The organism is Sediminibacterium sp., assembly GCF_019264485.1.
Taxonomy (GTDB): Bacteria; Bacteroidota; Bacteroidia; order Chitinophagales; family Chitinophagaceae; genus Sediminibacterium.
Window position 1 is genome coordinate 120,737 of sequence record NZ_JAHVAA010000015.1, and the last position, 24,515, is coordinate 145,251.

Annotated in this window: 20 protein-coding genes and 1 tRNA gene; 8 read left to right on the forward strand and 13 right to left on the reverse strand. The window is 40.0% G+C overall.

Translation table 11 applies throughout. The features are described from left to right. Positions 1-4: 4 nt before the first annotated feature. The 3 genes from KXJ59_RS15240 to KXJ59_RS15250 all read right to left on the reverse strand — a co-directional run bounded on the left by KXJ59_RS15240 (position 5) and on the right by KXJ59_RS15250 (position 1,677). Positions 5-469: a hypothetical protein gene (locus KXJ59_RS15240; RefSeq protein WP_295206562.1), complete on the reverse strand. Its 465-nt coding sequence runs from the start codon at positions 467-469 to the stop codon at positions 5-7. Positions 470-665: 196 nt separating this feature from the next. Beyond that, a complete protein-coding gene (locus KXJ59_RS15245; RefSeq protein ID WP_295206564.1) occupies positions 666-1,169 on the reverse strand; it encodes a hypothetical protein in 504 nt (167 codons plus the stop codon). 130 nt (positions 1,170-1,299) lie between these two features. Continuing rightward, positions 1,300-1,677: an RDD family protein gene (locus tag KXJ59_RS15250; protein WP_295206566.1), complete on the reverse strand. Its 378-nt coding sequence runs from the start codon at positions 1,675-1,677 to the stop codon at positions 1,300-1,302. Between the two features lie 128 nt (positions 1,678-1,805). On the opposite strand from KXJ59_RS15250, the gene tyrS reads away from it, so the two are divergent. Further along, positions 1,806-3,089, forward strand: coding sequence for a tyrosine--tRNA ligase (gene tyrS / locus KXJ59_RS15255; protein ID WP_295206568.1), 1,284 nt, complete (start codon positions 1,806-1,808; stop codon positions 3,087-3,089). 143 nt (positions 3,090-3,232) lie between these two features. Further along, positions 3,233-3,874, forward strand: coding sequence for an alpha/beta hydrolase (locus tag KXJ59_RS15260; RefSeq protein WP_295206571.1), 642 nt, complete (start codon positions 3,233-3,235; stop codon positions 3,872-3,874). A gap of 125 nt (positions 3,875-3,999) precedes the next feature. On the opposite strand, the gene KXJ59_RS15265 is transcribed toward KXJ59_RS15260, so the two are convergent. From KXJ59_RS15265 to KXJ59_RS15275, 3 genes are all read right to left on the reverse strand, one after another. Further along, positions 4,000-4,959 (reverse strand): proline iminopeptidase-family hydrolase, encoded by a 960-nt coding sequence (locus KXJ59_RS15265; protein ID WP_295206575.1) that lies wholly within the window; start codon positions 4,957-4,959, stop codon positions 4,000-4,002. Between the two features lie 49 nt (positions 4,960-5,008). Next, entirely contained in the window at positions 5,009-5,695 is a 687-nt protein-coding gene (locus KXJ59_RS15270) for a GDSL-type esterase/lipase family protein (RefSeq protein WP_295206578.1), read from the reverse strand. Between the two features lie 171 nt (positions 5,696-5,866). Continuing rightward, positions 5,867-6,757, reverse strand: a complete 891-nt coding sequence (locus tag KXJ59_RS15275) for a cyanophycinase (RefSeq protein WP_295206582.1) — start codon at positions 6,755-6,757, stop codon at positions 5,867-5,869. Between the two features lie 132 nt (positions 6,758-6,889). Here KXJ59_RS15275 and cphA point away from each other — a divergent pair, with 132 nt between their 5' ends. Together cphA and KXJ59_RS15285 are read left to right on the forward strand one after the other, a co-directional pair. Next, positions 6,890-9,505 carry a cyanophycin synthetase gene (cphA, locus tag KXJ59_RS15280; RefSeq protein ID WP_295206584.1) on the forward strand — a complete coding sequence of 872 codons (2,616 nt, stop codon included), beginning with the start codon at positions 6,890-6,892 and terminating at the stop codon, positions 9,503-9,505. A 163-nt stretch (positions 9,506-9,668) separates the two neighbouring features. Continuing rightward, a tRNA-Gln gene (locus KXJ59_RS15285) sits at positions 9,669-9,739 on the forward strand. A 130-nt stretch (positions 9,740-9,869) separates the two neighbouring features. Here the strand turns inward: KXJ59_RS15285 and KXJ59_RS15290 are convergent. From KXJ59_RS15290 to KXJ59_RS15305, 4 genes are all read right to left on the reverse strand, one after another. Then, positions 9,870-10,346: a hypothetical protein gene (locus tag KXJ59_RS15290; protein WP_295206586.1), complete on the reverse strand. Its 477-nt coding sequence runs from the start codon at positions 10,344-10,346 to the stop codon at positions 9,870-9,872. 324 nt (positions 10,347-10,670) lie between these two features. Then, positions 10,671-11,297, reverse strand: a complete 627-nt coding sequence (locus KXJ59_RS15295; RefSeq protein WP_295206589.1) for a hypothetical protein — start codon at positions 11,295-11,297, stop codon at positions 10,671-10,673. A gap of 47 nt (positions 11,298-11,344) precedes the next feature. After that, a complete protein-coding gene (locus KXJ59_RS15300) occupies positions 11,345-11,518 on the reverse strand; it encodes a hypothetical protein (RefSeq protein ID WP_295206592.1) in 174 nt (57 codons plus the stop codon). Positions 11,519-11,927: 409 nt separating this feature from the next. Beyond that, complete coding sequence (locus KXJ59_RS15305; RefSeq protein WP_295206594.1) at positions 11,928-12,539, reverse strand: YceI family protein; 612 nt, start codon at positions 12,537-12,539, stop codon at positions 11,928-11,930. Positions 12,540-12,634: 95 nt separating this feature from the next. Between KXJ59_RS15305 and KXJ59_RS15310 the strand changes: the two genes are divergently transcribed. After that, complete coding sequence (locus KXJ59_RS15310) at positions 12,635-13,546, forward strand: winged helix-turn-helix domain-containing protein (RefSeq protein WP_295206597.1); 912 nt, start codon at positions 12,635-12,637, stop codon at positions 13,544-13,546. Between the two features lie 270 nt (positions 13,547-13,816). Then, positions 13,817-16,270, forward strand: a complete 2,454-nt coding sequence (locus KXJ59_RS15315) for a hypothetical protein (protein ID WP_295206600.1) — start codon at positions 13,817-13,819, stop codon at positions 16,268-16,270. A gap of 311 nt (positions 16,271-16,581) precedes the next feature. On the opposite strand, the gene KXJ59_RS15320 is transcribed toward KXJ59_RS15315, so the two are convergent. From KXJ59_RS15320 to KXJ59_RS15330, 3 genes are all read right to left on the reverse strand, one after another. Further along, positions 16,582-17,091, reverse strand: coding sequence for a hypothetical protein (locus KXJ59_RS15320; RefSeq protein ID WP_295206602.1), 510 nt, complete (start codon positions 17,089-17,091; stop codon positions 16,582-16,584). Between the two features lie 11 nt (positions 17,092-17,102). Beyond that, entirely contained in the window at positions 17,103-18,371 is a 1,269-nt protein-coding gene (locus tag KXJ59_RS15325; RefSeq protein WP_295206605.1) for an XRE family transcriptional regulator, read from the reverse strand. Positions 18,372-18,552: 181 nt separating this feature from the next. Continuing rightward, a complete protein-coding gene (locus KXJ59_RS15330) occupies positions 18,553-21,786 on the reverse strand; it encodes a S41 family peptidase (protein WP_295206607.1) in 3,234 nt (1,077 codons plus the stop codon). A 593-nt stretch (positions 21,787-22,379) separates the two neighbouring features. On the opposite strand from KXJ59_RS15330, the gene KXJ59_RS15335 reads away from it, so the two are divergent. Further along, complete coding sequence (locus KXJ59_RS15335; RefSeq protein ID WP_295206610.1) at positions 22,380-23,549, forward strand: serine hydrolase domain-containing protein; 1,170 nt, start codon at positions 22,380-22,382, stop codon at positions 23,547-23,549. A gap of 122 nt (positions 23,550-23,671) precedes the next feature. Continuing rightward, on the forward strand, positions 23,672-24,478 hold the full coding sequence (locus KXJ59_RS15340; RefSeq protein ID WP_295206613.1) for a DUF5694 domain-containing protein: 807 nt from the start codon (positions 23,672-23,674) through the stop codon (positions 24,476-24,478). Positions 24,479-24,515 lie beyond the last annotated feature (37 nt).

Consider the following 24,515-nt stretch of genomic DNA (forward strand, 5'->3'; position numbering starts at 1 on the left):
TTTTTTATTTCATGCTGAACTTGGTATCAAAACCAGTTTCAACGTGCTTTTTGAATAGTGCCTTATCATCATTTTCTTTACTGTTTATACTTAATACGGTGGATATATTCTTAGCCGCTTTTACCTTATCTGCGTTCAATTTTGGGTCTAAGGCAAGTATTGCATCTATAATTTGACGCGAAGTCAACGGGTTTGGGCTATTCTTTAAGACAAAAGCTATCTTCCCGATATTAGTAGAGCCTTGCGGGTAATCGGTATTAGTTGTAGCCGGTTGCTCTACCTGTACTACCGATTTTGAGTAAACTGGCTCTTTTGGTGTTTTGCCCAATAGCTTGCTTATCATAGCTTCAATCTGTCTTTCTTTTACGTCAATCGAATTACGTTGCTCTCTTAATGCAACCAGCTTGTTATGGTAGAACTCTAACAGTTCGGGGGTTTCATTTTCGGTTACTGTAATGTCTATTGTCATATTTCTTCTTTTGTACCACGAAAATAATACCCAATTCTATACAATCCAAATTTTATAGAAACAATTTCTACTAATTCTATAATAATTTTCAACCAAGGGAATAAAAAAAGCCTCAAAAGGAGGCTTAAAAATAGCTTAAAACGTCTTGTGGTCATTTTATATCGGGGTTAATACATGTTTATATATTTAATATGTTCTATATAAACTCTATGGTATCGGGCTTATATAATTGGTCGAAGCCATAGAATTTGTATTTATCCATCAAATTACCATCAGCATTAAGCCATTCAGTTTTCACCCAATACAACCCTCTATCTGAAGTTTTAGGGCGCAATAATTTGATAGCATTGTGTTTGTTAAGGGTTCTTAGGGATTCTCGAACGCTATAAAGTGAGCCTGTCAACTCTTTATATTTATCCTGAATATCCTTTAGTTTACACGCAAACCCAATCATATCAATGATTGCAAGGATTTGAAACTTCATCTCTGCTTTGTATGGGAATATTTCAGGTTGTGGTGCTGTTAATAACTCTGCATTATTCGTATCTTCAATAACAGGCGTTTGAGTTAATGAAAAACTGTTAGATTTTATCTTTTTTATCAGCTTTTCAACCTCTGTTAGCTTACTGGATAATTCGTCTCTATCACGATATAATCCTTTGAGAATTAACTCTTTCTCTTGTGTGTCTTGTGTTGTCATAACTATGTGTTTCTATTAAGTTACAACAGCCACCTAAACAAACCAAACAGCACCTAACAATCTAAGGTGTTTAGAGGTGTGTTTGTGTTCTGACTACATATGTGCCGATGTTTCTCTGTTCTTCTGTTTCCTATTTCTCCACCACTTCCGTTCCGCTCACCCAATCGTGCAGGGGTTTACCGAGGAAAGGGATGAAAAAGAGGTCTATGATGGTTACACGGACGGCACTTCGGAGCAGTATTCTCCAAACAGCGGCTCTTCCCCCCTGTTTGTTCACCACTTTGGTATAGCTGAACCATTTGGCAGGTGTTCGCTGGAAAACAATCTCAAAAAAACTATAGTAGATAAACATCATCCCGAAAAATATCCACCCGAAATTAAGATACGGGTATCCCCAATACCGTACCTGAAACATCCAAAACTTATTAAATGCAAATGCCAGGATGAAGATGATCAGGGTGTCGATAAAGAAATTCAATATTCGGGTGCCTTCGCCTACTTTTCGCATGGGGCAAAATTAGTGAATGGTGAATCGTGAATGGTCAATAGTTGGCTGACATTTTAAAAAAAGATTCATCCTCCATCATTCACCATTGACCATTCCCCATTCACTATCTTTGCCGCAAACAAAAAGCAATGACCCTAATAGAAGAGCTGCGCTGGAGAGGGATGATTCAGGATATCATGCCCGGAACGGAAGAATTACTGAACAAGGAAATGGTTTCAGGATATATTGGTTTTGATCCTACGTCTGACAGTTTGCATATTGGCAGCCTGGTTCCTATATTATTACTGGTTCATTTACAGCGGGCCGGACATAAACCCATGGCCCTCGTGGGTGGTGCTACAGGTATGATTGGCGACCCCACCGGCAAAAGCGAAGAACGTAATCTTTTGAGTGAAGAGATACTGGCTTTTAATCAGGATGGCGTTCGCAAACAATTAGAGAAATTCCTCGATTTCGACCCTTCCAAACCCAATGCAGCAGAAATGCTGAATAATTACGACTGGTTCAAAGGCATCAGTTTCCTGAACTTTATTCGTGATGCCGGCAAACATATTACCGTGAACTATATGATGGCCAAAGACAGTGTGAAGAAAAGACTTGAGGGCGATACAGGCATGAGTTTTACCGAATTCACTTACCAGTTGATTCAGGGCTATGATTTCTACTGGCTCTACCAAAACAAAAACTGCAAACTGCAAATGGGTGGCAGCGACCAGTGGGGCAATATTACCACCGGCACCGAACTCATCCGCAGAAAAGCGGGTGGTGAGGCATTTGCCTTTACCTGTCCGTTGATCAGAAAATCGGATGGTGGTAAGTTTGGCAAGACCGAAAAGGGAAATGTATGGCTTGACCCTAAAAAAACATCCCCTTACCAGTTCTACCAGTTCTGGCTGAATGCCAGTGATGAGGATGCCAAAACCTGGATCAAAATATTTACGCTCCTACCTGTTGCAGAAATAGATGCCCTCATCAAAACACATGATGAAGCTCCCCATCAGCGAGCTTTGCAGAAAAAACTGGCCGAAGAACTCACCTGTTTTGTGCACAGCCGTGCCGACTACGATTTTGCGGTTAAAGCATCCGATATTCTCTTTGGCAATGCCACTACCGAATTATTACAAAGTTTGAGTGAGGAACAATTATTACAGGTACTGGAAGGTGTACCCACCGTTGAAATCAACAAATCACAACTGGAAGCCGGTTATGATCTTATCGGTTTTCTGGCTGAAGCAGAGATATTCCCCAGCAAAGGCGAAGCCCGTAAAATGTGGCAGTCTGGGGGCGTTGGACTGAATAAAGAAAAGATTTCTCCCGATAAAACCACCCTTACGCATACCGACCTGCTTCAGGGAAAATATTTACTGATTCAGAAGGGGAAGAAGAATTATTATTTGGTGGTGGCGAGATGAGTGAGTAGTCAGTAGTGAGTAGTGAGTGAAGAACAAGATATTTACTTGGTTTTATTGGCGGCGAGCCTGTGCTTTTTAAAAGTATGGCTTTATAAATTATTAAAATTACTCACTACTCACTACAGACTACTCACCATCTGACTATGAAAATCTATTTCCTTTCCGGTCTTGGGGCTGATGAGTCTGTTTTTAGCGCATTGCATTTGCCGGGGGTAGACAGGGTTTACCTGAACTGGATGGAGCCGCTGCCGAAAGAAACCATAGAAGCCTATGCACAACGGATGGCTGACCGGATTACAGAACCCAATCCTATTATCATTGGTCTTTCTTTTGGCGGTATGATGGCGATGGAAATTGCCAAACTTATTCCTGTTAAACAGTTGATACTTATATCGAGTGCCAAAACACGTAAAGAACTTCCAACCTATTTTGCTGCATGCATTTATATTCCGCTGCATAAATTATTGCCTTTACAGGCAGTGGCATACAGCAATACATTAATGGGTTTCTTTTTTGGGGTGAGAACTGCTACACAAAAAGAGCAGTTGAAAAATATTATCCGCAATACCACCAAAGGATTTAATCAATGGGCCATCAACGTTTTGGTAAACTGGAAGAACCAACAGATCAATGCACCCGTATTTCATATTCATGGTAATGCTGATAAGCTGCTACCCCTGTCTTTTGTACGTCCAGATATTATTATTGAAGGAGGCAATCATTTTATGATCATGCAGAAAGCAAAGGAAATTTCAGCGCATATTCAGCAGGTGCTCTTAAAGTAATGAGTCCGGGAGACCGGAAGTCGGAAAGACCGAAAGAGAATGGCCCCGATGAAATTGTCTTCCGGACTTTCGGTCTCCCGGTCTTTCGGACTATTTTGCCACTGAATGCACAGAGGAGCACAGAATTATTGTTTGTTTGAGTTAATGCTTCTCCAGAACTGACGAATGGCTCTTAGTTCAGCATCAATATTATCTGTCATAGTAGAATGACCTGCGTCCATAATCTCCACAAAAGATGAAACCGGTACGAGACTTTGATAGTACATAACCGTTGCAGGCCGTGCCGCATCGTATTCACCTGCCGTAAACAACACAGGAATTTTCAGCTTATTCAGGTCTGCTGTGCGGTCATAGTTTTTCAGGTTACCTGTTGCCACAAATTCTTCCGGCCCCCACATATGTCTGTACACGTTGAGCGCCTGATGGTGCTGAGAACTATCTACATAAGGTGAGAGTGGCTGTTTGCGGTTATAAAAACTGTTATAGTAAAGTGTCAATGCGGTGGCGAGTTGTAAAGAATCTGTCTTTGCTCCTTTAGCCATTGCTTCGAGGGTATTGCGTATACTATCGGGTAATGATTGCATGAGTATGGCAGCATCTTCTACCCAGGTTTTTGTACGTATACATGGACTTGCCAACACCACAGACCTGATGTTCTCCGGATGTTGCAAATAAAAATCCATCGCCAGCATGGTACCAAAGGAATGACCGTAGAGATCGTACTCCTTTATGTTCAGGTGTTGTAATAATGCAGTTACCTGATCAACATGGTGCTGCATATTCATCAAACTGGTATCGGTAATTTTATCGGAACGTCCGCAACCTAATTGATCGAAGATGATGACGGGACGATCTTTTGCAATAGAATCGGCCAATGCTGTAAGATAATAACTGGTAAAACCGGGACCGCCATGTAACATGAGCAGTGGTATTTCACCCCCCTTACCTACAACTCGATACCATATTTTTCCCCCTTTTACATCGAGGTAGCCGGTACGCGGGTTTAATGTTTTAAATCCTTCTGAGGTACAGCTAAATTGCAAAATCATAAGTGCTGCGAGAAAGAAGAGAATTTCTTTTTTCATGGTGTATGCGCATAAATTATACAGATCCAAAATTCCAACTCACTACTGACTACTCACCACTCACTTTCTTAATCACTTTCCACATCGCTTCCGCCACCACTTTGTTTCCTTCATCGTTCAGGTGCACGCGATCGTAGGTAAGTATTTTTGAATCCAGGTTATTGGGATTATTTGCTTTGCTGTAGTTAAGAAAGATAGAACGCAGATCAACCAGAGGCAATTGATTGTCTGTCGAGAATTTCCTGATCCAGTTACTGTAATGATTGAGTTCTCCATCCTGCGGATTACTACTGTCATGTCTTTCACCAATAACTGCCGGTGTACAGAGAATTACTTTTGCACCTGCCACCTGTAATTTCTTAACCAGTGCTGTATAGAATTTTCCAAATTTATCGAAATCAGTTCCGGTCCCCATCATACTCTTGTGCCAGATATCATTTACACCGATATACACTACAACAATATCGGGTTGTAATTTCAGTACATCTTCTTCCATACGCAGGTAGAGATCGTACACTTTATTTCCGCCAATACCTTTACCGATCAGTTCATATTGTGTAACCTTATCTTCATTACGAATCAGGTCTTCGATTACACGGATATAACCATTGGGCTTAACTCCCAACTCAGTAATGGAGTCACCAAAAAAAACTACTTTCTTTTTCTTATCAGAACGATAAGATGACAGAATAAACATCGCAGCGATGAAGAGCGTTAAGAGAATGAGTTTGTTCATTGTAATTTGAAAATTTGAAAATTTGAAAATTTGGAAATGAAGCCCCCCTTTCACTTTTCACTTTTCACTTTTTTCACCACTGAGTTACACAGAGTTTGGCACGGAGTTTCACAAAGGGTTCTTCTATCTCTCACACCCTCTCACGTTTCACGTCTCACCTCACACGATTCCTCAATACACATCCGTCATCACCGGCGTGGTTGCCGTCCCCATTTGCTCTACAAAAGTTCTTTCATTCACTAAGTATCCATTGCCTTTGGCGCAGAAATGCACTTTCAGGTTTTCAATGGTAATGGGGTTTCCTTCGGGTATATCGGCCATATTACTATGTCGTATTTCGTGACCGTCTACAATAATCACCAGACCACTGCCAATGGCTTCCATGCGGTTGCCACGGGTAATGAGCATGCCGGTATCTTCTCCCAAACCAATACCAATACAGGATGGGTTGGATGAAACCGCCTGCGCCAGACGGGCAAAACGACCCCGTTTTTCAAAGTGAGAATCGAAGATAACGTTGTCCATAAAACCGAGACCGGTAGTAATTTTTACTTCCCCCTTTAAATGGGCTCGGGTGGCATTGCCTTCATAAATCATGGTATTACTCATGGCCATGGCACCTGCTGAAGTACCTGCAATTACAAATGTTTCATGCTGGTAACGATCGTGAATGGTTTTCAGGAAACTGGTACCACCGAAGATGGCGGTGAGTCGCATCTGGTTACCTCCACTGAACATGACTGCGGCACAATTGCGAACTCGCTGTACATAATCTGGTCGCATGGCATCTTCGCGGTTGCGGATATGCATCACGCCAATATCGGTACAACCGATTTTACTGAATGCATGTACATAATTATCGCCTACTTCCTGCGGAATGGTAGATGCGGTGGTTATGACTTCTATACGGGAGTCGGTACCACCTGTTTCTTCAACGATTCTGCGGAGGATACCCAGTTCAAAAAAATTGAGGTTATTACGGTGAACTTCTCCTTTTTCCAGATCCGTCCCTTTATCTTCTGCACCGCCAATAGCGATCAGCTTGCCTTTTGGAATACTCATGCCCTTTAAGTTCGTTCCAAACAAAAATAAGTGATTTCAACGGGTATGCCTTATTTGAAAATGTACTATATTCCATATCCTGCTCAATGGGTATTTACTGTGTATAAATAGCAGCCAAATCAAAACAACTGTATGAAGATTGAAGAGATTAAAGTATTACGTGGTCCAAATTATTGGAGCGTGCGAAGACCCAAGCTGATCCAGATGAAGCTTGACCTCGAAGAACTGGAACAACGCCCTACCAATACCATCGACGGTTTTCTATCCCGTCTCGAAACCCTTTTTCCATCCATGTATTCACATCGTTGCAGTGTAGGCAAACCGGGTGGATTTTTTGAAAGGGTAAAAGAAGGTACCTGGATGGGTCATGTAATTGAACATATTGCCCTCGAATTACAAACGCTGGCGGGTATGAACTGTGGTTTTGGTAGAACACGCGGCACAGGTAAAGAAGGCGAATACTATGTGGTATTTAATTATATGGAAGAAGATGCGGGCGCTTATGCCGCAAAAGCTGCTGTAAAAATAGCACAGGCACTGGTAGATGCAACAGCTTACGATTTGTCGGCCGACATTCAACGCTTACGTGAAATCAGGGAAGACACCCGTCTGGGCCCCTCTACCGGATGTATTGTAGATGAAGCGGCCAAACGTGGTATTCCATATATCCGACTGAATAAACAAAGTCTGGTGCAATTGGGTTATGGCGTTCACCAGAAACGCATACGCGCCACTATTGCCAGTACCACTTCGAATATTGCGGTAGACATCGCCTGTGATAAGGAAGAAACCAAAAACCTGCTCGAAGCGGCTGAAATTCCGGTACCCAGAGGCACGGTCATTCGTACCGAAGCCGGACTGGAAGAAGCCGTGGCCAAATATGGTTATCCGCTTGTCATCAAACCCATTGATGGCAATCATGGTAAAGGCAATACCACCAATATCACCACCTGGGAGCAGGCTGTAAAAGCACTGGAAGCCGCCAAACAATATGGTCGCTCGGTGATTGTAGAGAAGTTTATTACGGGATTTGATTTTCGGGTGCTGGTCATCAATTACAAATTTGTATGTGCCGCCTTACGCACCCCTGCTTCTGTTGTGGGCGATGGTGAACACAATATTCAATGGCTGATTGATGAAACCAATAAAGACCCTCGCCGTGGTTATGGGCATGAGAAAGTGCTCACTCAAATTACCATCGATCAGTTTACACAAAAGATGCTGGATGAAAAAGGATATACACTGGATACCATTCCTGCCAAAAGCGAACAGGTCTTGCTTAAACCCACGGCCAATCTCAGCACCGGAGGTACTTCTACAGATGTTACGGATGAAGTGCATCCCATCAATATTGTTTTAGCAGAACGCATTGCCAAAATTATCGGACTGGATATCTGTGGTATTGATATTATGGCTCCCGATTTACGTGCCCCCATTTTTGAAAACGGTGGTGCGGTACTCGAAGTAAATGCTGCACCCGGTTTCCGTATGCATATAGAACCCGCTGAAGGTTTACCACGTAATGTGGCAGAGCCTGTCATCAATATGTTATTTCCGCAGGGCTCAGATGGCCGCATACCCATTATTGCCGTTACTGGTACCAATGGTAAAACCACTACTACCCGACTCACAGCCCATATCTGTAAAACAGCAGGTCGCAAAGTGGGTTATACTACCAGCGATGGTGTATACATCCAGAACCAGATGATGATGAAGGGTGATTGTACAGGTCCGCTGAGTGCCCAGTTTGTATTACGTGACCCGACGGTTGATTTTGCGGTGCTTGAATGTGCCAGAGGTGGCTTACTAAAAGCCGGACTTGCTTTTCAGAACTGTAATGTGAGTATTGTTACCAATGTTACGGCCGATCATTTAGGACTGGGCGGTATTGATTCACTCGAACAAATGGCCCGCGCCAAAGCCGTAATACCCGAAACCACTTTTAACCATGGTTTTGCCATTCTGAATGCCGATGACGACCTGGTGTACAATATGCACAAAGGACTCACCTGTAATGTGGCTTATTTCAGTATGGATGAAAACAACCCACGCATTCAGGAACATTGCCAGAAAGGTGGATATGCGGTGGTGTTTGAAAACGGTTATGTATCTATCCTGAAAGGCACCTGGAAGATAAGGGTGATTAAAGTGAGCGAAATTCCGATTACCTACGGTGGTAAAGCCATTCACAATATCATGAACACCCTCCCAGCCGTTTTAGCTACTTACCTGTTTAAAGATATCAGTATAGAAGATATTCGAACGGCACTCACCAGTTTTGTGCCTTCTCCTTCCCAAACACCGGGTCGTTTGAACCTGTTTGAGTTTAAACATTTCAAGTTCCTGGTCGATTTTGCCCATAATCCGGCCGGGCTCGAGCTGCTCTGCGATTTTGTGGGTAAGATGGATGGTCACCCCAAAGTGGGCATCATCAGTGGCACGGGCGACCGCCGTGATGAAGATATCCGTGAGCTGGGGCGTATTTCCGGCCGGAGTTTTGATGAAATCATTATTCGTCAGGATAAAAACCTGCGTGGCCGTACCGCCGAAGAAATTGTGAACCTGCTGGTTGAAGGCATTAATGATACCAAAGGCAAAGACATTCCCCTTACCATCATCTACAACGAGAAAGAAGCCATTATGCACGCCTACAACACCGCCAAACCCGGCTCGCTCATCACCATTATGTGCGATGTGGTGGCGGAAGCGCTGGACCTTATAAAAGCACTCAAAGAAGCGGAGGAATAGAAACAAACAGAGGAACAGAGAAACAGAGGAATATCCAATGTCCAAATTGGGAGTTGGATATTCCTCTGTTTCTCTGTTCTTCTGTTCAATGCAGCTAAAAAATTTGGAACAATTCCCCTTCCCCCTTATTTTTGCACCCCATTCAGAAATGAAGGGGTCGGATTGCCCGATAGTATAAGGGTAGTACAACTGATTTTGGTTCAGTATGTCTTGGTTCGAATCCAGGTCGGGCAACAATCCAAATTAAAAACCGCTGTAAGTCTTATACTTATGGCGGTTTTTCTTTTTAGTTCACACATAGTTGACACAAATACTTCAGAGATTTAACTTTTTTAGATAGTAAATACCAAACTAACTCAATAACCTATTTATTTAACCTCGCTTGAAAGAAAGAAATGGTAGTAAAAAAAGATTCGGTATCTCTTATAGTAATCACAAATATATTGTTACGAACAGTAGTTAACTCAACGCCATCTTCTCCTTCAAAAATATACCCTGTTCTAGAACGTGAGAATCTCAGCCCCCACCCTCCAAATTGACTCAGCGGTTTAATAGATGTCTTTTCAATTTGCTTAATATCTTCCCATAAAACTACTTCTTCCTTTCTTTGCAATCCTTTAATTTGAAAAGAAATACCACTTTCATTTACGTGTAAAATCAATTGTATAGTTTTCAAAAAAAACCAGCTAACTACACAGATAATTACTGATACAATCAAACTAGTTAATACTGCATTTTGCGATAACCCAGAAATGTATAATATCCCAGGAGCCAAAAGAGGTAAAACAACTAATAAACTTGCTTTAGTTCTGACCAAGCTCTGTTTTTCAGTAAATTCCATTTTGCTTTTTTAATAAATATATAAATAAAATAGAATAACACTACGTTCTCAAAAAGCAAATCACCGATTAAGATTTTGATTCAATTATTTTTTACACCCTATGCTTTTCTAATCGATTGATTAATAAAATATTACTCTAAAATAATCCACAAATCATGGATAAATCTCTTTGAAACTGAAACGAACGTAACTCAGTTCCGACAACGAAGAAAGCTTCACAGAAATGTGGGGCTTTTTCTTTTGAGAACAGCCCTCTATGTAAATTTTAAGAAAGTTTCGGAATCTAGAAGATAAAAGAAATCATCACTTTAAAGAAGGGAAAAATCATCTGGCTAATTCTTCTGCAACAAAATCAATTTCCTCCCTTTTAAGAAAATAACCTTTGATGCAATTGGGATTGCGGACACAAATTTGAATATGGCTTTTTGATTTCAGACCTGCTCCATCAAAAGCAGGGGCACCTTCTACATAAACACCCCTAAGAGAATCAAATATTTTATAATTACTGTATCCCTTAACATCTATATCAGCTCTTACTGCCGATTTAATTTTGCTGTGCATAAATTCAATCACTGCACAATCGAGAAAACGAACTAACAAATCATTATTAGTATCCGAAGTTGCATCTTTATTAGTAGGTATTTCTTTACCAGCTTTTTGATAAGTGTCTACCATTGCTGAATGGTAACCAGAAATCAGATGAATAAACTGCGAATCCAGAAAATCACAACAATATCCGAGGTCGATCACTGCTCCAATTACTGCCGCTTTCTTTATTCTCCCCAGCTTTTGTTTATCAAGTGCCCACTTCATCGCCCGCTGGTAATTATTTTCCCAGAAATACATGCCATTGCCTAACCAATCAAATGCTTCTTCAGATTTAGGTAATTTAGAAGGGTCTGACAATAATTCCTGTTGCCTGGACTCATCACAACCATGAAAGCCTATCATTAATCCGGGCCTGGTGTTATACATCTGGATAATTGAATTACAAGAAATTATTGCTCTGCGGCAATGAGCATTTCCTGATAAGGTTGAGCATATTTACCATCCTTCTCTAAAATACCGGCTTCTACCAATGACTGTAGAGCCTCTTCTTTAGTAAGACTTGCAATTTGTTGATTTTGAGATTCAACCAATTCGAGAAGGTTATTTATATCCTTTTCACTCATAGTTCAAAACTAAACAATTAATTGATTTGAAATATTAAAGCTAAGGAAATTAACGAATCGAGTAAAAGATGTATATCGATGATTTTCAAGCAATTGCGATCATCTAAGTGTTGATGGTGCCATAAATTTAAAAGGCATTTCCCAAAAAATACAGAACCCATTACTCCTTAACTACAACGATTCAAGTTTGTAAGCCGCTGTAAATTTTAGCTTATGGAGATATTTTTTGCAAGATGACTTTTAAACTTTTTTTATGCCTATTAATCCAGGTTTTAGCCGGCAAATGGAAGCGTAAAAATCAGCAAGTGAAAGGTGTGGTAGATGTTAGGGGTTAGAGGTTAGGCGTTAGGAGGAAAAAATATATTATTGACAAACACCTAACCTCTAACCCCTACCCCCCGATTAAGCTTTATTGATTCATGACAATATCCAGCGACACATGAATATCCGGCACCAGTTTTTCTTTGATGCCTGATAAAAAATCAGTAGAAAACGTTTGTGGTTTTGAATGAATATTCCATAACTGGCGCGCTATGTCAACTTTGGCAGTAATATGGCTGGTATTCTTTTTTGTGATAATGGTAGCCCTAAATTCGATTGGCTGAGTGATGCCTTTTATGGTAAGCTCTCCCGTTACCGTATAGTCGGTGGATGAACCAATCCGGGTGATTTTCTTTACAACCATGGTCGCTATTGGATACTGGTCCGATGCAAAAAAATCGTTTTCTCTTAACTCTGCATCCTTCTTTTTTCCCTCTGCCTCGTTGGGGTTATCCGTTGTGCGGATGCTATTCATATCCATATAGAAGGTTCCGCGTTCAGGTTCGCCTTTGGCTGAATACTCTAAATGGCCGTACTGAAAAAGGAAATAACCGTAATGACCACCCATCGTTTTTCCGGTATTCCACAAAACTTTGCTTTTTTGAACATCGAGTTGCCAGCCTGGCTGCAACTGCTGTGTACAGGCAAGGGTCTGGAATAGCATCATTAATACAAGAGTGGTAGTGACTTTATTTATCATAGCGTTTACATTTGAAAGAGCAAACTACTTTCACCTGCTGTATTCGATGCTATTAATATGGTAAATTAAAGTGTAAACATTGTAAATTCTGCGTAATGACCATTAAAGACGATACGATATATCCTGAAAAGAAGAGGCGTTACATACTGCCGCTCCTTTTTCTGCTCACAGGTACAGTCATTTGTGCAGCGTTCGGCTTTACGGGTAATGAAAATTTTGACCTTGCCAAACGGCAGATACTGTTGAGGAATATCGGGCATGAGATACTGTTGCATGCGGGCGACAGTACTTCGAGGGTATTACCCATACAGGAAATAGCACCGCATGAATACCAGATAAGGTTTGAAAATGAATTTAGTTTTGAAACAGATTCACTGGTTAAGATCATCAGGCAGTCGCTGGAGAAAGATCCGCTTGCAAAAGATTATATCGTTAATGTACTGAACTGCTCGGGTAAGGATATTTTATTCGGTTATAGCATCTTTCAGCAAAAACAGAACAATATTGTACCCTGTTTGGGCCGCAGGCAGCCGCGTGCCTGTTACCTTGTTAGTATAAAATTTCAGAACAAGGCTTTTACCCCTATCAACAAAGCATACCTGATAGGTGGATTATCTGTTTTCGCTTTTATCGGGTTACTGGCTGTGCGTCCTTTGAGAACAAGGCGGTCGAGGGGTGCAGGAGCAGATACGAACGCAGGTGTTATGAAGATCGGCGATACTTTATTTGAACCGGGAAAAAGGCAAATCACTATTTCGGGTATAACAACAGAACTTACGCCCAAGGAAAATAAACTGCTGAAAATATTTGCCGATGCTACTGGCAATCTTATTGAAAGACAGCGGCTTCAAAAAGAAATATGGGAAGATGAAGGCGTGATTGTAGGACGGAGCCTGGATGTATTCATATCGAAACTCAGAAAAAAACTGGAGGGCGATGCGTCGATACAGATTGTAAATGTACATGGTAAGGGATACCGCTTGCAGATCAATGATACCATTATATAAACAGGATCTAGCAACAAGGAATAGCATAGTTCACCTCTTCATATCCGAAAGCTGACGAAGATACTCATGGAATCGGTTAGAAAATAATGCTAGTCGGGCAACGAAAGTCGCACAGCAATGTGGGGCTTTCTTCTTTTAAGACCAGCCCTCTCATTTCAGTTCCCTACGTTCTGAAACTTTACAAAAGTTAAATCGCATTTGTTATATAAAATAAATATGGTATATTAGATGATCCCGAGTATTAATTCTTCAGATATTTATACCGTTATTATGAATTTAGAGTCTTCTAAAAGAAAATTAATGAGAGCTCTTCAGTCAATTCCTGAAAATGAGCTTACAAAGCATGGTATCATTCCCCTTCTGGAAAAATTAGAATTCAAAAGAGTAGAATTTTATGGAGGACCGACTGAACATGGTAAAGATATTATCTTTTGGGAACCACAAAAACTAGGCGGTGATCGTTTATTAGTTGCTCAAGTCAAACACTATAAATTTTCAAAAACAGCAAGCCATTCAAATAGCTTCCAAACCGTTGTTAACCAGTTAATAGCTTCATTAAAAGATAGAATCCTCGGAATTGATCAATTCAATTACCAACCAGTAGAAGCGGTACTAATTAGCACATATGACATAGATGTAGCAGTTCTACAAACCAGATTAGGCAGCTATGATGAACTTAAAAATAAAGTAAGAATAATTGATGGAAATGAATTAGTCGAATTGTTCTTAAAACATTACCCAGAATATGCTGAGAAATTATTAGGCGTTTCAATAGAAATAAAAGATAAACTTAGCGACTACTTGACTAATGATATTTTATTAAAAGCTATTGGCTTTAATAAAAGTAAGGATCTGAAAGTAATTTATACAGATATAGATTTCTCCGTGGGCAGACAATCTACTGAGCTCTTTTTTGATACCGAATTTAAACCAATTGATATCAATTTCACCTTTGATGAACCTCATTTTTTATTATTACTTGAAGACTTAGCAATTCTTTCTAAAGAATATAAACTAGACTTCATAAAAGTTAATCTCGAATTACTTAAGAGAGAGTACGATGAGTTAAAAGAACAAAATGAATTGAGTGAGATTAAGAAGAAAGAGCTAAGGAGCACTTTGTCCAAAATAAAAAATAGCAAATCCTATAGTGAATCAAAAAAGAGAAATGAAATAGATAAAATCAATTTGGAAATTACTAAAGAAAATTTAAATAAGAAAAAATTTAGCGCTACAATCCCGATTTATGGAAGTAAAATAACGAACCAAATTCTTCAAAAACGAAAATGGATAGAAGAGCAAGTATTGATTTTAAATAAAAAGAAACATTCTCGTTCTGGGTTAAAAGAATTCATTATCAAATCAAAAAAAATACTAAATAATACTTCTCTTTTCTTTACTCGTAGTTACTTTACTCAATGCACCGGTCTGGAATCAAAAAAAATTCACAGAACAAATCATGAAAAGACTAGGTTCAAATTGCCGATTGGACAAATTTTTGATACAGGAGAAAATATTATCCTTCTAGGGGAAGCAGGAGCTGGAAAATCAACAAGTGTGCAAATGTATGCTCTAAATGCAGCTGACTTAGATGACCCTTTGGTTATATGCATCCCCTTAGCAAATACAATTCTGAATTGGATTAAAAATGAGTCCAACTTAGATGATGATTATAAGATCACCAATTTCTCAGATGCAATTTCAAAGTATTTAATATTTAAAGGAATCAAAATTCAGCCTCACCAGTTTATTGAATATTTACAAACTAAGAGATTAACTTTACTATTAGACGGATTAGATGAAGCCATTAAACCAAATCCATGGCTTACAAAAGCAATAGTAACTCTTTCAGAGAACTATCCAAATTGTCAGGTAGTTGTAACTTCACGTGTTTCTGGAAAATATATTGAAGAAATCCCCTTCTTTGCAGTGACTCTATTACCATTTACTGTTCAACAAAGAAATACTTTTATAAAACAATGGTTTGAAAACGGCGAGAAAAAATTTGCTGATAAAGTAAAGAGGCACCTAAGATTAAACCCTGAATTAAGTGAAGTCGTATTAAGTCCATTATTATTAACAACTGTTTGCGTATTAGCTCGCAATGAAGTGGATTTGCCAATTACTGAAACTAAGCTCTATGACGATAGATTAAGACTATTAACAGGCTATTACGATAGAGTAAAAAATATTCAACAACGACTAGAAACTACTCCACAAGATCTAGAAATGGTTTCTAGGAAATTAGCTTTTTTCCTCCATTACAATAATAAACGCGAAGAAGATAAAGAAACATTAATGAATATGGCTGCTTCTTTACTAAGGGGTAAAATGAGCGCCAATAATGCTAAACGAGCTGTATCAGAGTTAATTGACCCTTGTAATATTCTAGTTCCAATGACGGATGATGGGAAATTTGGTTTTGGACACCTAAGGTTCCAAGAACATCTTTGTGCACGTGAAATAAGTCAACACCGTGGAATAAAAATAGCACCATTATTATTTCAAAATTGGTGGAGGGGCACGTTGCTTTTATACGCCCAAATGGATAACGATATTTCTTGGCTAATTGAAGAAGTTGGGGAAGGAGAAACTATAATTGGTTATTACGAAACCCTTAAAAGCATGATACAGGTTAGTCCAAAACATGAGCAAGAAGGTTTAATGACAATGTTAAAAACATACTTTGATGAAAATCAAAGGCACAAAGAATATTATTTATAATTGCAAAATCCCATTTTTTCTAAGCAGGGTCTACTATGTCTAAGATTCCCTGCAGATGTTTCTCGTAAAGGATTACGCGACAACTTGCACATAAGATAGTTAATAATCAGTTATCATCCTCAACTGTTAACTAAGAACTTGGCAACACTAAAAGTAAATAACACTCCGGCATGATAAAACACACAGTTCTCTTTGAGATATATCTTCGTCGAACTTCTTGTGATTCTGAATATGTTGCAAAAAAGGAAAAAAATTCGATAATAATTACTGCTAGTTCGGCAAATTATTTGTTTACTGTCTCAGTCTAACTGTTAGCTCTCTCTTCTTTTCGGATTCCCCGGGAAATCATACCCACGCTCAATCAAGAGATCCTGTAGTTTATTGATAAGGTATGCCGCCATTGCGCCATTTGCAACCCAATCGGTGATGATCTGATACATAACATTAAGCTCTGCAGCAATAAAAGCTTGTCTTGCATCAGCACCCCTGATTCCCTTTTCATCTTTGTTGTGGCCTTGAGTAAGCAGAATATTCTTCAACTCGTAGGTATAATCACGCAAGCTTTTATACTCGCTTCCCTTCGGCAAGAATTGCTTCATTAGCGATTGTATTGCGTAAAAAAGCTTATACGATAATTCCGGATTTTGCGTATCGTGGATTGCCTGGATCGTAGCTGCATCTGCTTCATCAAGTGGTTCTTCAAAAATGATGGAAGTTTGAACTGTCCTGCTCGCTTCCTCGTCAGCTCTTTTAGCCATTTCCATGATACTTTTTTGCATTTCATCGGATATAACAGCTTTTTCGTTTTGGTCTCCGTTCATATATTATATAATTAATTGTTAACAGCACTTGTATAAGCTTGTTTAACACGAGCAGCATCTTCTTTTACGTTTCCGTGCAACATCGTATTAATAGTCTTTATAGCCCTATCAGGTGATACATTTAATTGATGGTTGTAACGTGCATACCAACTGCTATGATCCGCACCCGGATGTGCATCTTCTAGTGATCGAATAAAAATGGAATAAATAATTGATGGATGCACTTTGTTCTGTTCTGCGTATTGTTCTACTACACGAGGGGAATCAATAAACTGGCGTATATAATTAACCTTGTCTGAAGAAAAGAGTATCTCCCTCGCAAACATATTTGCCTCAGGTTCCATCAGGTACAAATCATCATTGCCCGACACATGGTAACCCAATGTTTTAATTTTATCGAAATGGTAAAATACATGCGCTATCTCGTGCATCAGCGTAAACCAAAGCGTTGGGTATTTATTATAGTAGTTTGAGAGAGCTATGCATGGTTTACCATCCACAATCATGGTCATACCGTACACGTGTGTCTTCATCAAATAAGGTTGTACTATAACTGTAACCCCCAAATTGTATAATGCTTTGATGACTGTAAGCAAGCCCGCTTCAACGTCACGACTGTATGGCCGCATTTTAGGAATGAGAGCTTCCAAGCTCGCTTTATCATATGGATTAGGGTTTGCTATCTGCTGGAATTTTGCGTATGCAGATTTTACCCAATATTCCAGCATACGATCTGCGAATGGTCGCTTGCTGCGGCTAAATATGGGATAGGCGACCTCCAGAGAATATTCAAAAATAGAATTCAGCCCGAACTGTTGAACAATCTGTTCTTCGATCGCGTCATAATCGGTAACTGAATCAATAATCCCTGTTTTCTTTAAAGTTTTGAGATCAAAATGTTCGACAATATAGTTAGCCTTACGAACCTTTTCTAGACTACCGATCGATGCCGGCGGTAAGGACGAGACGTATAATTTAATAAATTCACCCACCTCCAAGTTTAGAAACTGGATGAGTTTCAATGCGGTAAGCATATCTACTTTTTGCGCCTCACCCTCTTTTAATCTTTTTAAGGATGGGCGTTCGATCCCAAGTATGGAACTTAGTTGACGTTCTGAAAGATCCAGCTCCGTCATTTTCTTGTCGATCAGAGTAGCAATATCTGCTACATGGCCAGTTTGACTCAACAGCTGGTATATTTCCGACATTAACCCATCATCTGACTTTTCATCCATCATCGGCATTTTTAGTAAAGTTATTAAATATTTAATTACTGGCATAAAATTATACCAGTAATTAAATAACAAAGGCCTTACTGAATATTTTACGTATCTAGATGGAATAAAATTATACCAACTAGGACATTTTCATTTTACAGAGTCTCAATTAAATGGAGTTTTTCCTTCTCCGTGGGTGTACTTTTCCCTTTGGCAAGGGAGGGAGACGACACGCAAAACTGCTCTACTTATCCCCTTCCCCAATCACCCTCAACATCTCCTTCACCGCCGCTTCTATCTGTGTATCCTTACCATTGATCAGCGCATCGTAAGGCAGGGTGGCGGGGATATCGGGTTCCAACTGAAAATTTTCTAAGGGTCTTTTTTCTTTTACGCCAATATTCGCAATCATGGGTATGCCAAAAACCATCGTGGGGTCTATCTGGGTTTCCCACCAAACAGAAGTGCTGGTACCCGGTACGGGCATACCAATTAATTTACCAATGTTTTTGGCACGGTAGGCATAGGGAAAAGTATGGGCATCGCTGTAATTGCTTTCACTCATGAGCACACAGCTGGGTTTAAACCATTTGCCCTGTGGCTCTCCCCCTTCGGCACTATAACCATAGGGTTTGAATGTGATATAGTTTTTGCCATCTAAGAAATTAGAAAGATCCTCATGCAGCCAGCCACCACCATTAAAACGAGTGTCTACAATCAATGCCTGCTTGTCGGCATTTCTGCCCAATACTTCTTCATACACGGTTCGGTAACTGCCATCGTTCATACCCTGTACATGTACATAACCTACTTTACCATTGCTCAGTTTGTCTACCATGGCACGCATGGTATTTACCCATCGGTTATACAAGAGGTTTTGTTCTGCACCCAGGCTAATGGGTTTTACCGTTTCTTCAAAACGGGTATTGCTGGCGGCATCAAAAACAGACAGCAATACATAACTGCCTGCTTTACGATTCAGGAGCCGGGTCCAGTCAATAGCAGCACTGATATTTTCTCCATCTATTTTCTCAATCAGCATACCTGCTTTTATCTTTGTACCCGCCACATCGAGCGGACCATTTTTTATGATTTCTGTGATCTTCAATCCATCTCCCCCGGTAAACTCATCTACAAATACACCCAGCGATGCTGTCTGGTCTGCATTCTGCGGCTGCGGACTGTACCTGCCACCTGTATGTGAAGCATTGAGTTCGCCCAGTATTTCACTCAGCAATTCCTGGAAATCATAATTGTTGTTGATGTGCGGCAGAAATTTTGCGTAAGCCTGTTTATACATGTCCCAGTTGAGTCCATGCAGGTTGGGGTCATAGAATTTTTTCTTTACCTGCCGCCAGGCATGTTCAAATATATAGGCCCTTTCACCCGCAGCATTCAATACCATTTCGCTCCTGATGCTGATGGGTGTTATTTTAGCTGATTCTGTTTCAAATTTGGCCAGCCCCTGTGCACTGTTGAGGAACAAAGATTTTCCATCGGCACTCACCACAAAACCGGCACCGGGTGCTACCCTGGTAATGATGCGGGTTTCACGGGTCCTGGTATTCATCTCCCATAAATCGGTATTTCTTTCTGTGGTGGCCGTGTACCATAATTTGCTGCCATCATTCGATAAAGTAAATGAACCAATCACCAAGGAGTTGGGTGTAAGCCTTATTTTGCGTTCGTTGACATTATCAAAATCAGGCTGCCAGTTTTGTCTGGCAATGGAGTCTTTTATTTTCCAGGCACTGTCTTTTTTAACTTTCGCATCAAGTTCCTGTAACAAAGCATAGTCTTCTTTGCTCAGCCTGAAACGGTCGTAACTATCCTGGTCAAAAAACAGGATGGAAATATCTGTTTCCCTGGCACCCTGGTATGCCAGTGGCCGCTTACCGTATTTATCGGTTGACCATACAATGGCTTTTCCGCCAAAAGCAAATACCTGTCCGCCATCCTGGAAACCGCTTTGGGTAAGATCGGTTCCGGTTTTATCGGTACCATCTGCTTTATACATTACCACTTCACTGCTGCCAAAGCGACCTTTACTGCTGCGTATGGCCAGCCATTTACTATCGGGACTCCATTCAAAATACTGGTCACCATCTGCATAAGAAAAATTCATACCTGCGGGCAGAATGGTGCGTACTGCTTTGGTGGCCAAATTCATCACACGCACCATGTTTCTGTCTTCCAGGTAGGCCAGCTCTTTTCCATCGGGTGATATGTCGGGTTGAAATTCTTCTTTATCCGTAGCAAGTACGGCTTCTTCTTTTAAGAGCGTTGAGGCATAGAAATAAGGCTCTTCTTTTCTAAGGATGCTGGTTTTATAAATATCCCAGCTACCATTGCGTTCAGTAGCATAGTACACCGTTTTACCATCGGCCCCAAACTCTACCATTCTTTCCTGTTGCGGTGTGTTGGTGATTCTTTTGGTAATACCTCCTTCTACACTGGTAACAAAAACCTCTCCCCTGAAAATAAAAGCCAGCTCTTTGCCATTGGGCGATACGGCAATATCGCCATTGGTAGCCGTTACCGGCACCATCTGTTCTGCATTGTTTTTTACATCGCTTACAATGGTAATAGTCAGTTTACGGGCATTGCCATCGTTCTTTACGGTATAGATATCGCCATTCCAGCTAAAACATAAACTGTTATTGTTTGAACGTGTTAAATGTCTTACCGGGTGATCTTTGAAATTGGTGATCTGCTTTTCTTCTTTTCCATCGAGCGAGGTTTTAAAAATATTCTGTGCCCCTTTTTTCTCACTCAGGTAATACACATGTGCATCATCACTGCTGAACAGTGGCTCACGGTCTTCTCCTTCAAATTTGCTTACTTGTGTGTAGGTATTGGCTTTTATATCGAACAACCATATATCACGGGTTAAGGATGATGTATGGTGTTTGCGCCAGGGGTCTTCGGTTCCTTTTCTGTCCTGGTACACAATAAGGTTACCTGAACGGTTGTACTGGGCATGTTCCATTCCGGTAGCAGAAACCAGTACACTTCTTCCTCCATTTACGGGTACGGTATAGGTCTGCAGAAATAAATTACCCCTCGGAAAACGCACATTCGTGTTTACCGTATGCCTTGCACTGCCATACAATACGCTTGCATTATCTGTAGAAAAATCGAAGGGATAATCATTGGCGGAATGATGGGTTAAGCGGGTGGCTTCTCCTCCGCTGGCGGGCATAACAAATACATCGAAATTGCCATAGCGGTTGCTGGCAAAAGCAATTTTCTTTCCATCCCTGCTCCATACGGGCTGGTAATCATGTGCTTCGTGTGTGGTAATGGCGGTGGCTACACCCCCTTCTGCACTCACCGTATATAAATCGCCTTTATAGCTGAATACAATGGTGCTTCCATCAGGAGATATGGAAGGATACCGCATCCACAACGCATTGTTTTGAGCAATAATGGGTTGTATACATACTAAGGCAAAACACAGATGAATGAAGCGTTTCATAAATGGATATAATTGGTCTCTTTAAAGATATTAATTCAATGGAATGATCGAATTAAAATGTATGAAGGGTTAGAAAGTGCTCGGCTGAGCTGCTCACAGGCGGTATTACCTGTAAAAACAGCAGCTATGGTCAGACCCATGTAATCAGCCTTTTACCTGTACAGTTTTTTAGTACAAGACATCGGAAACTGGAGGGAGATGGTCCGTACCATGACCGTACCATGTTCGGGGTTTCTTCGAGGTTTCTTCGGGAGTTCTTCGGGAGTTCCCGAAGAAGTTCCGAAGCGGCTTCGGGAAAATCCGAAGAAACCCGGTAGCAGGTACGAAGTAAACCCGGCCCAAATACGGCTATGATTCGACCCCGGTACGAATAAAAAACCTTGTCTTCTACTGAAAAGCTTTACTGATGCTAGGCATATTACTGCCAGGACTTTACAGTCATTTGTTCAGCATCAAGAATATCTACTTCTGTACCACTGTAAACTACCCTTGCAACTGTTCTTCTGAACATAGCAAATGACCGTTTATTGAATTCTGAAACTTACCAGCAGATGGTTCAAGTAATTTGAAGGATAAAGTTCAATGGTAAGATTATGAACAAAAAACCCTTGCTTCTTCTGGCTGGCGTCTTTATAGCCTTGGTTACTTACGCACAAAGCATTAATAAAATAAAGCTCAACACAGTTCTTGAAAAAGCGGAACAAACCCATTCTGAATCTGTTATCATTTATCAAAACAACACTTTAATTGCTGAAAAATATTTTGGTATTGGACAAGCCAACAATAAAATTGAAAGCATGTCTTGTACCAAAAGTATTGTTGGGCTAGCCGTTACATGTTTGCTTTCAGATAAATTAATCGACAGTCTTGATATTCCTGTTTCGAAATTTTATCCGGAGTGGCGTCAAGGACAAAAACAATTTATCACATTAAGACACCTGGTAAATATGACGTCGGGGTTGCAGAATAACCCAAATGCTTCCGCTGAAATTTATCCAAGCCCCAATTTTGTTCAGCTAGCGCTTGCGGCTGAACTTACCCATAAACCAGGCGAAGTATGGGCATACAATAACAAGTCGCTCAACCTAATGGCAGGCATCTTTCAAAAAATTACCGGCAAAAGAATGGATGTTTATATTGGTGAACGCCTTTTTAAACCATTGGGCATTACTGATTTTAGCTGGTCGCTCGATAGCGCAGGCAACCCGCATGTAATGTCTGGATGTCAGATTAAACCAATGGACTTTGCCAAAATCGGCATTTTAGTACTCAATAAAGGAAAGCTACATGATAAGGTGATCATTGAAGAAAAATACATCAATGAACTTGTTACACCATGTAAGCAGTATGAAGCTTATGGAATATTATGGTGGATTGACTATGAAAAAACAGTTTCAATCATAGATGATGAAATAGTAGATGAACTTAAGAAAGCTGGTGTATCGCAGCAATTTATTGAAAAGGTTATACAGGCAAAAGGAACATATCATTCAAATGATGCGTATGTCGCCAAAATTCAAAGCATTTTTGGAGAGAACCCCTGGGGCTATATCAGTGAAAACCTCGGTGCAAGCCTTCGCATCAGGAAGAAAAAGTATAGTGGAAATGTAAGTTACAGGGCTGATGGTTATTTAGGCAATTATCTTATCATAGACCCCAAAAATAAAATAGTGGCTGTTAGAATGATCAGTCATCAAAGCTTTAAGACACATACCGACAATTATGCTGATTTTGGAATGCTGTTATTAAATATAACAGAATAAGCAAGCCTGGATAATATCTCCATCTTTTAGTGTTGAATGGCTACATGAACAAAACAATATATACTGAAAGCAATTGCAACTGAGATAATTAAATAAGTCAAGTATGTTATAAAATAAATGTCATGAAATATATCTATGTTTTTATTATTTTATTTTCTATCGCTTCCCTTTCAAGTGCTCAAACAATATTGGTTAAAAAAACAGAAGTGTTGCTGCTCGGCACTTTTCATTTTGCTAATCCCGGATTAGATGTTGCAAAGTTTGAAGATGTCAATATCTTATCTGACAAAAGACAGAAAGAAGTTGAAGCCCTTATTGCAAAACTGAAAACGTTTAAACCTGATAAAATATTTATAGAAGTTCCTGTAGCTGGTCAAAAGCGTTACGATTCATTGTTAAATGCATATAAAAACGGAACCCATATTTTAAGTAAAAGTGAAAGCCAACAAATTGGCTTTCGGCTGGCAAAGGAATGTGGACTTAGTACCCTGTATTGTTCTGATTACACCAATGTGAGTTTTCCTATGGATAGTATAACGAGAATTATGGCTGCAAACCAACAAATGGGGATGCTTAAATACCTACAGGAGACAATACAAAAAGAGCAAACTGATTTTAATGAACAACTCAAAACAAAAACGATTACCGAAATACTAATTGACCAGAATACAGAAGCAGTATATAAAAAACTGGCTGGCCTGTATTATTTTTTCTTAAAAGCCGGAGATAAAAGCAATCACGTTGGTTCTTTCCTGGCCAGTGAGCAGTGGCGACGCAATACCTATATCTATGAAAATATTTTGAAAGAATTGGATGGAAAAGAACAGAGAATACTTGTTTTGTATGGAACCACTCATGTGGCCATGCTAAAAGAAATGATGAAGTATAATGACCAATTTGACATTATACCTGTTTCAAAAATATTATGATCTGCCTATCAAACAATATTACTTCTTCAATGAAATA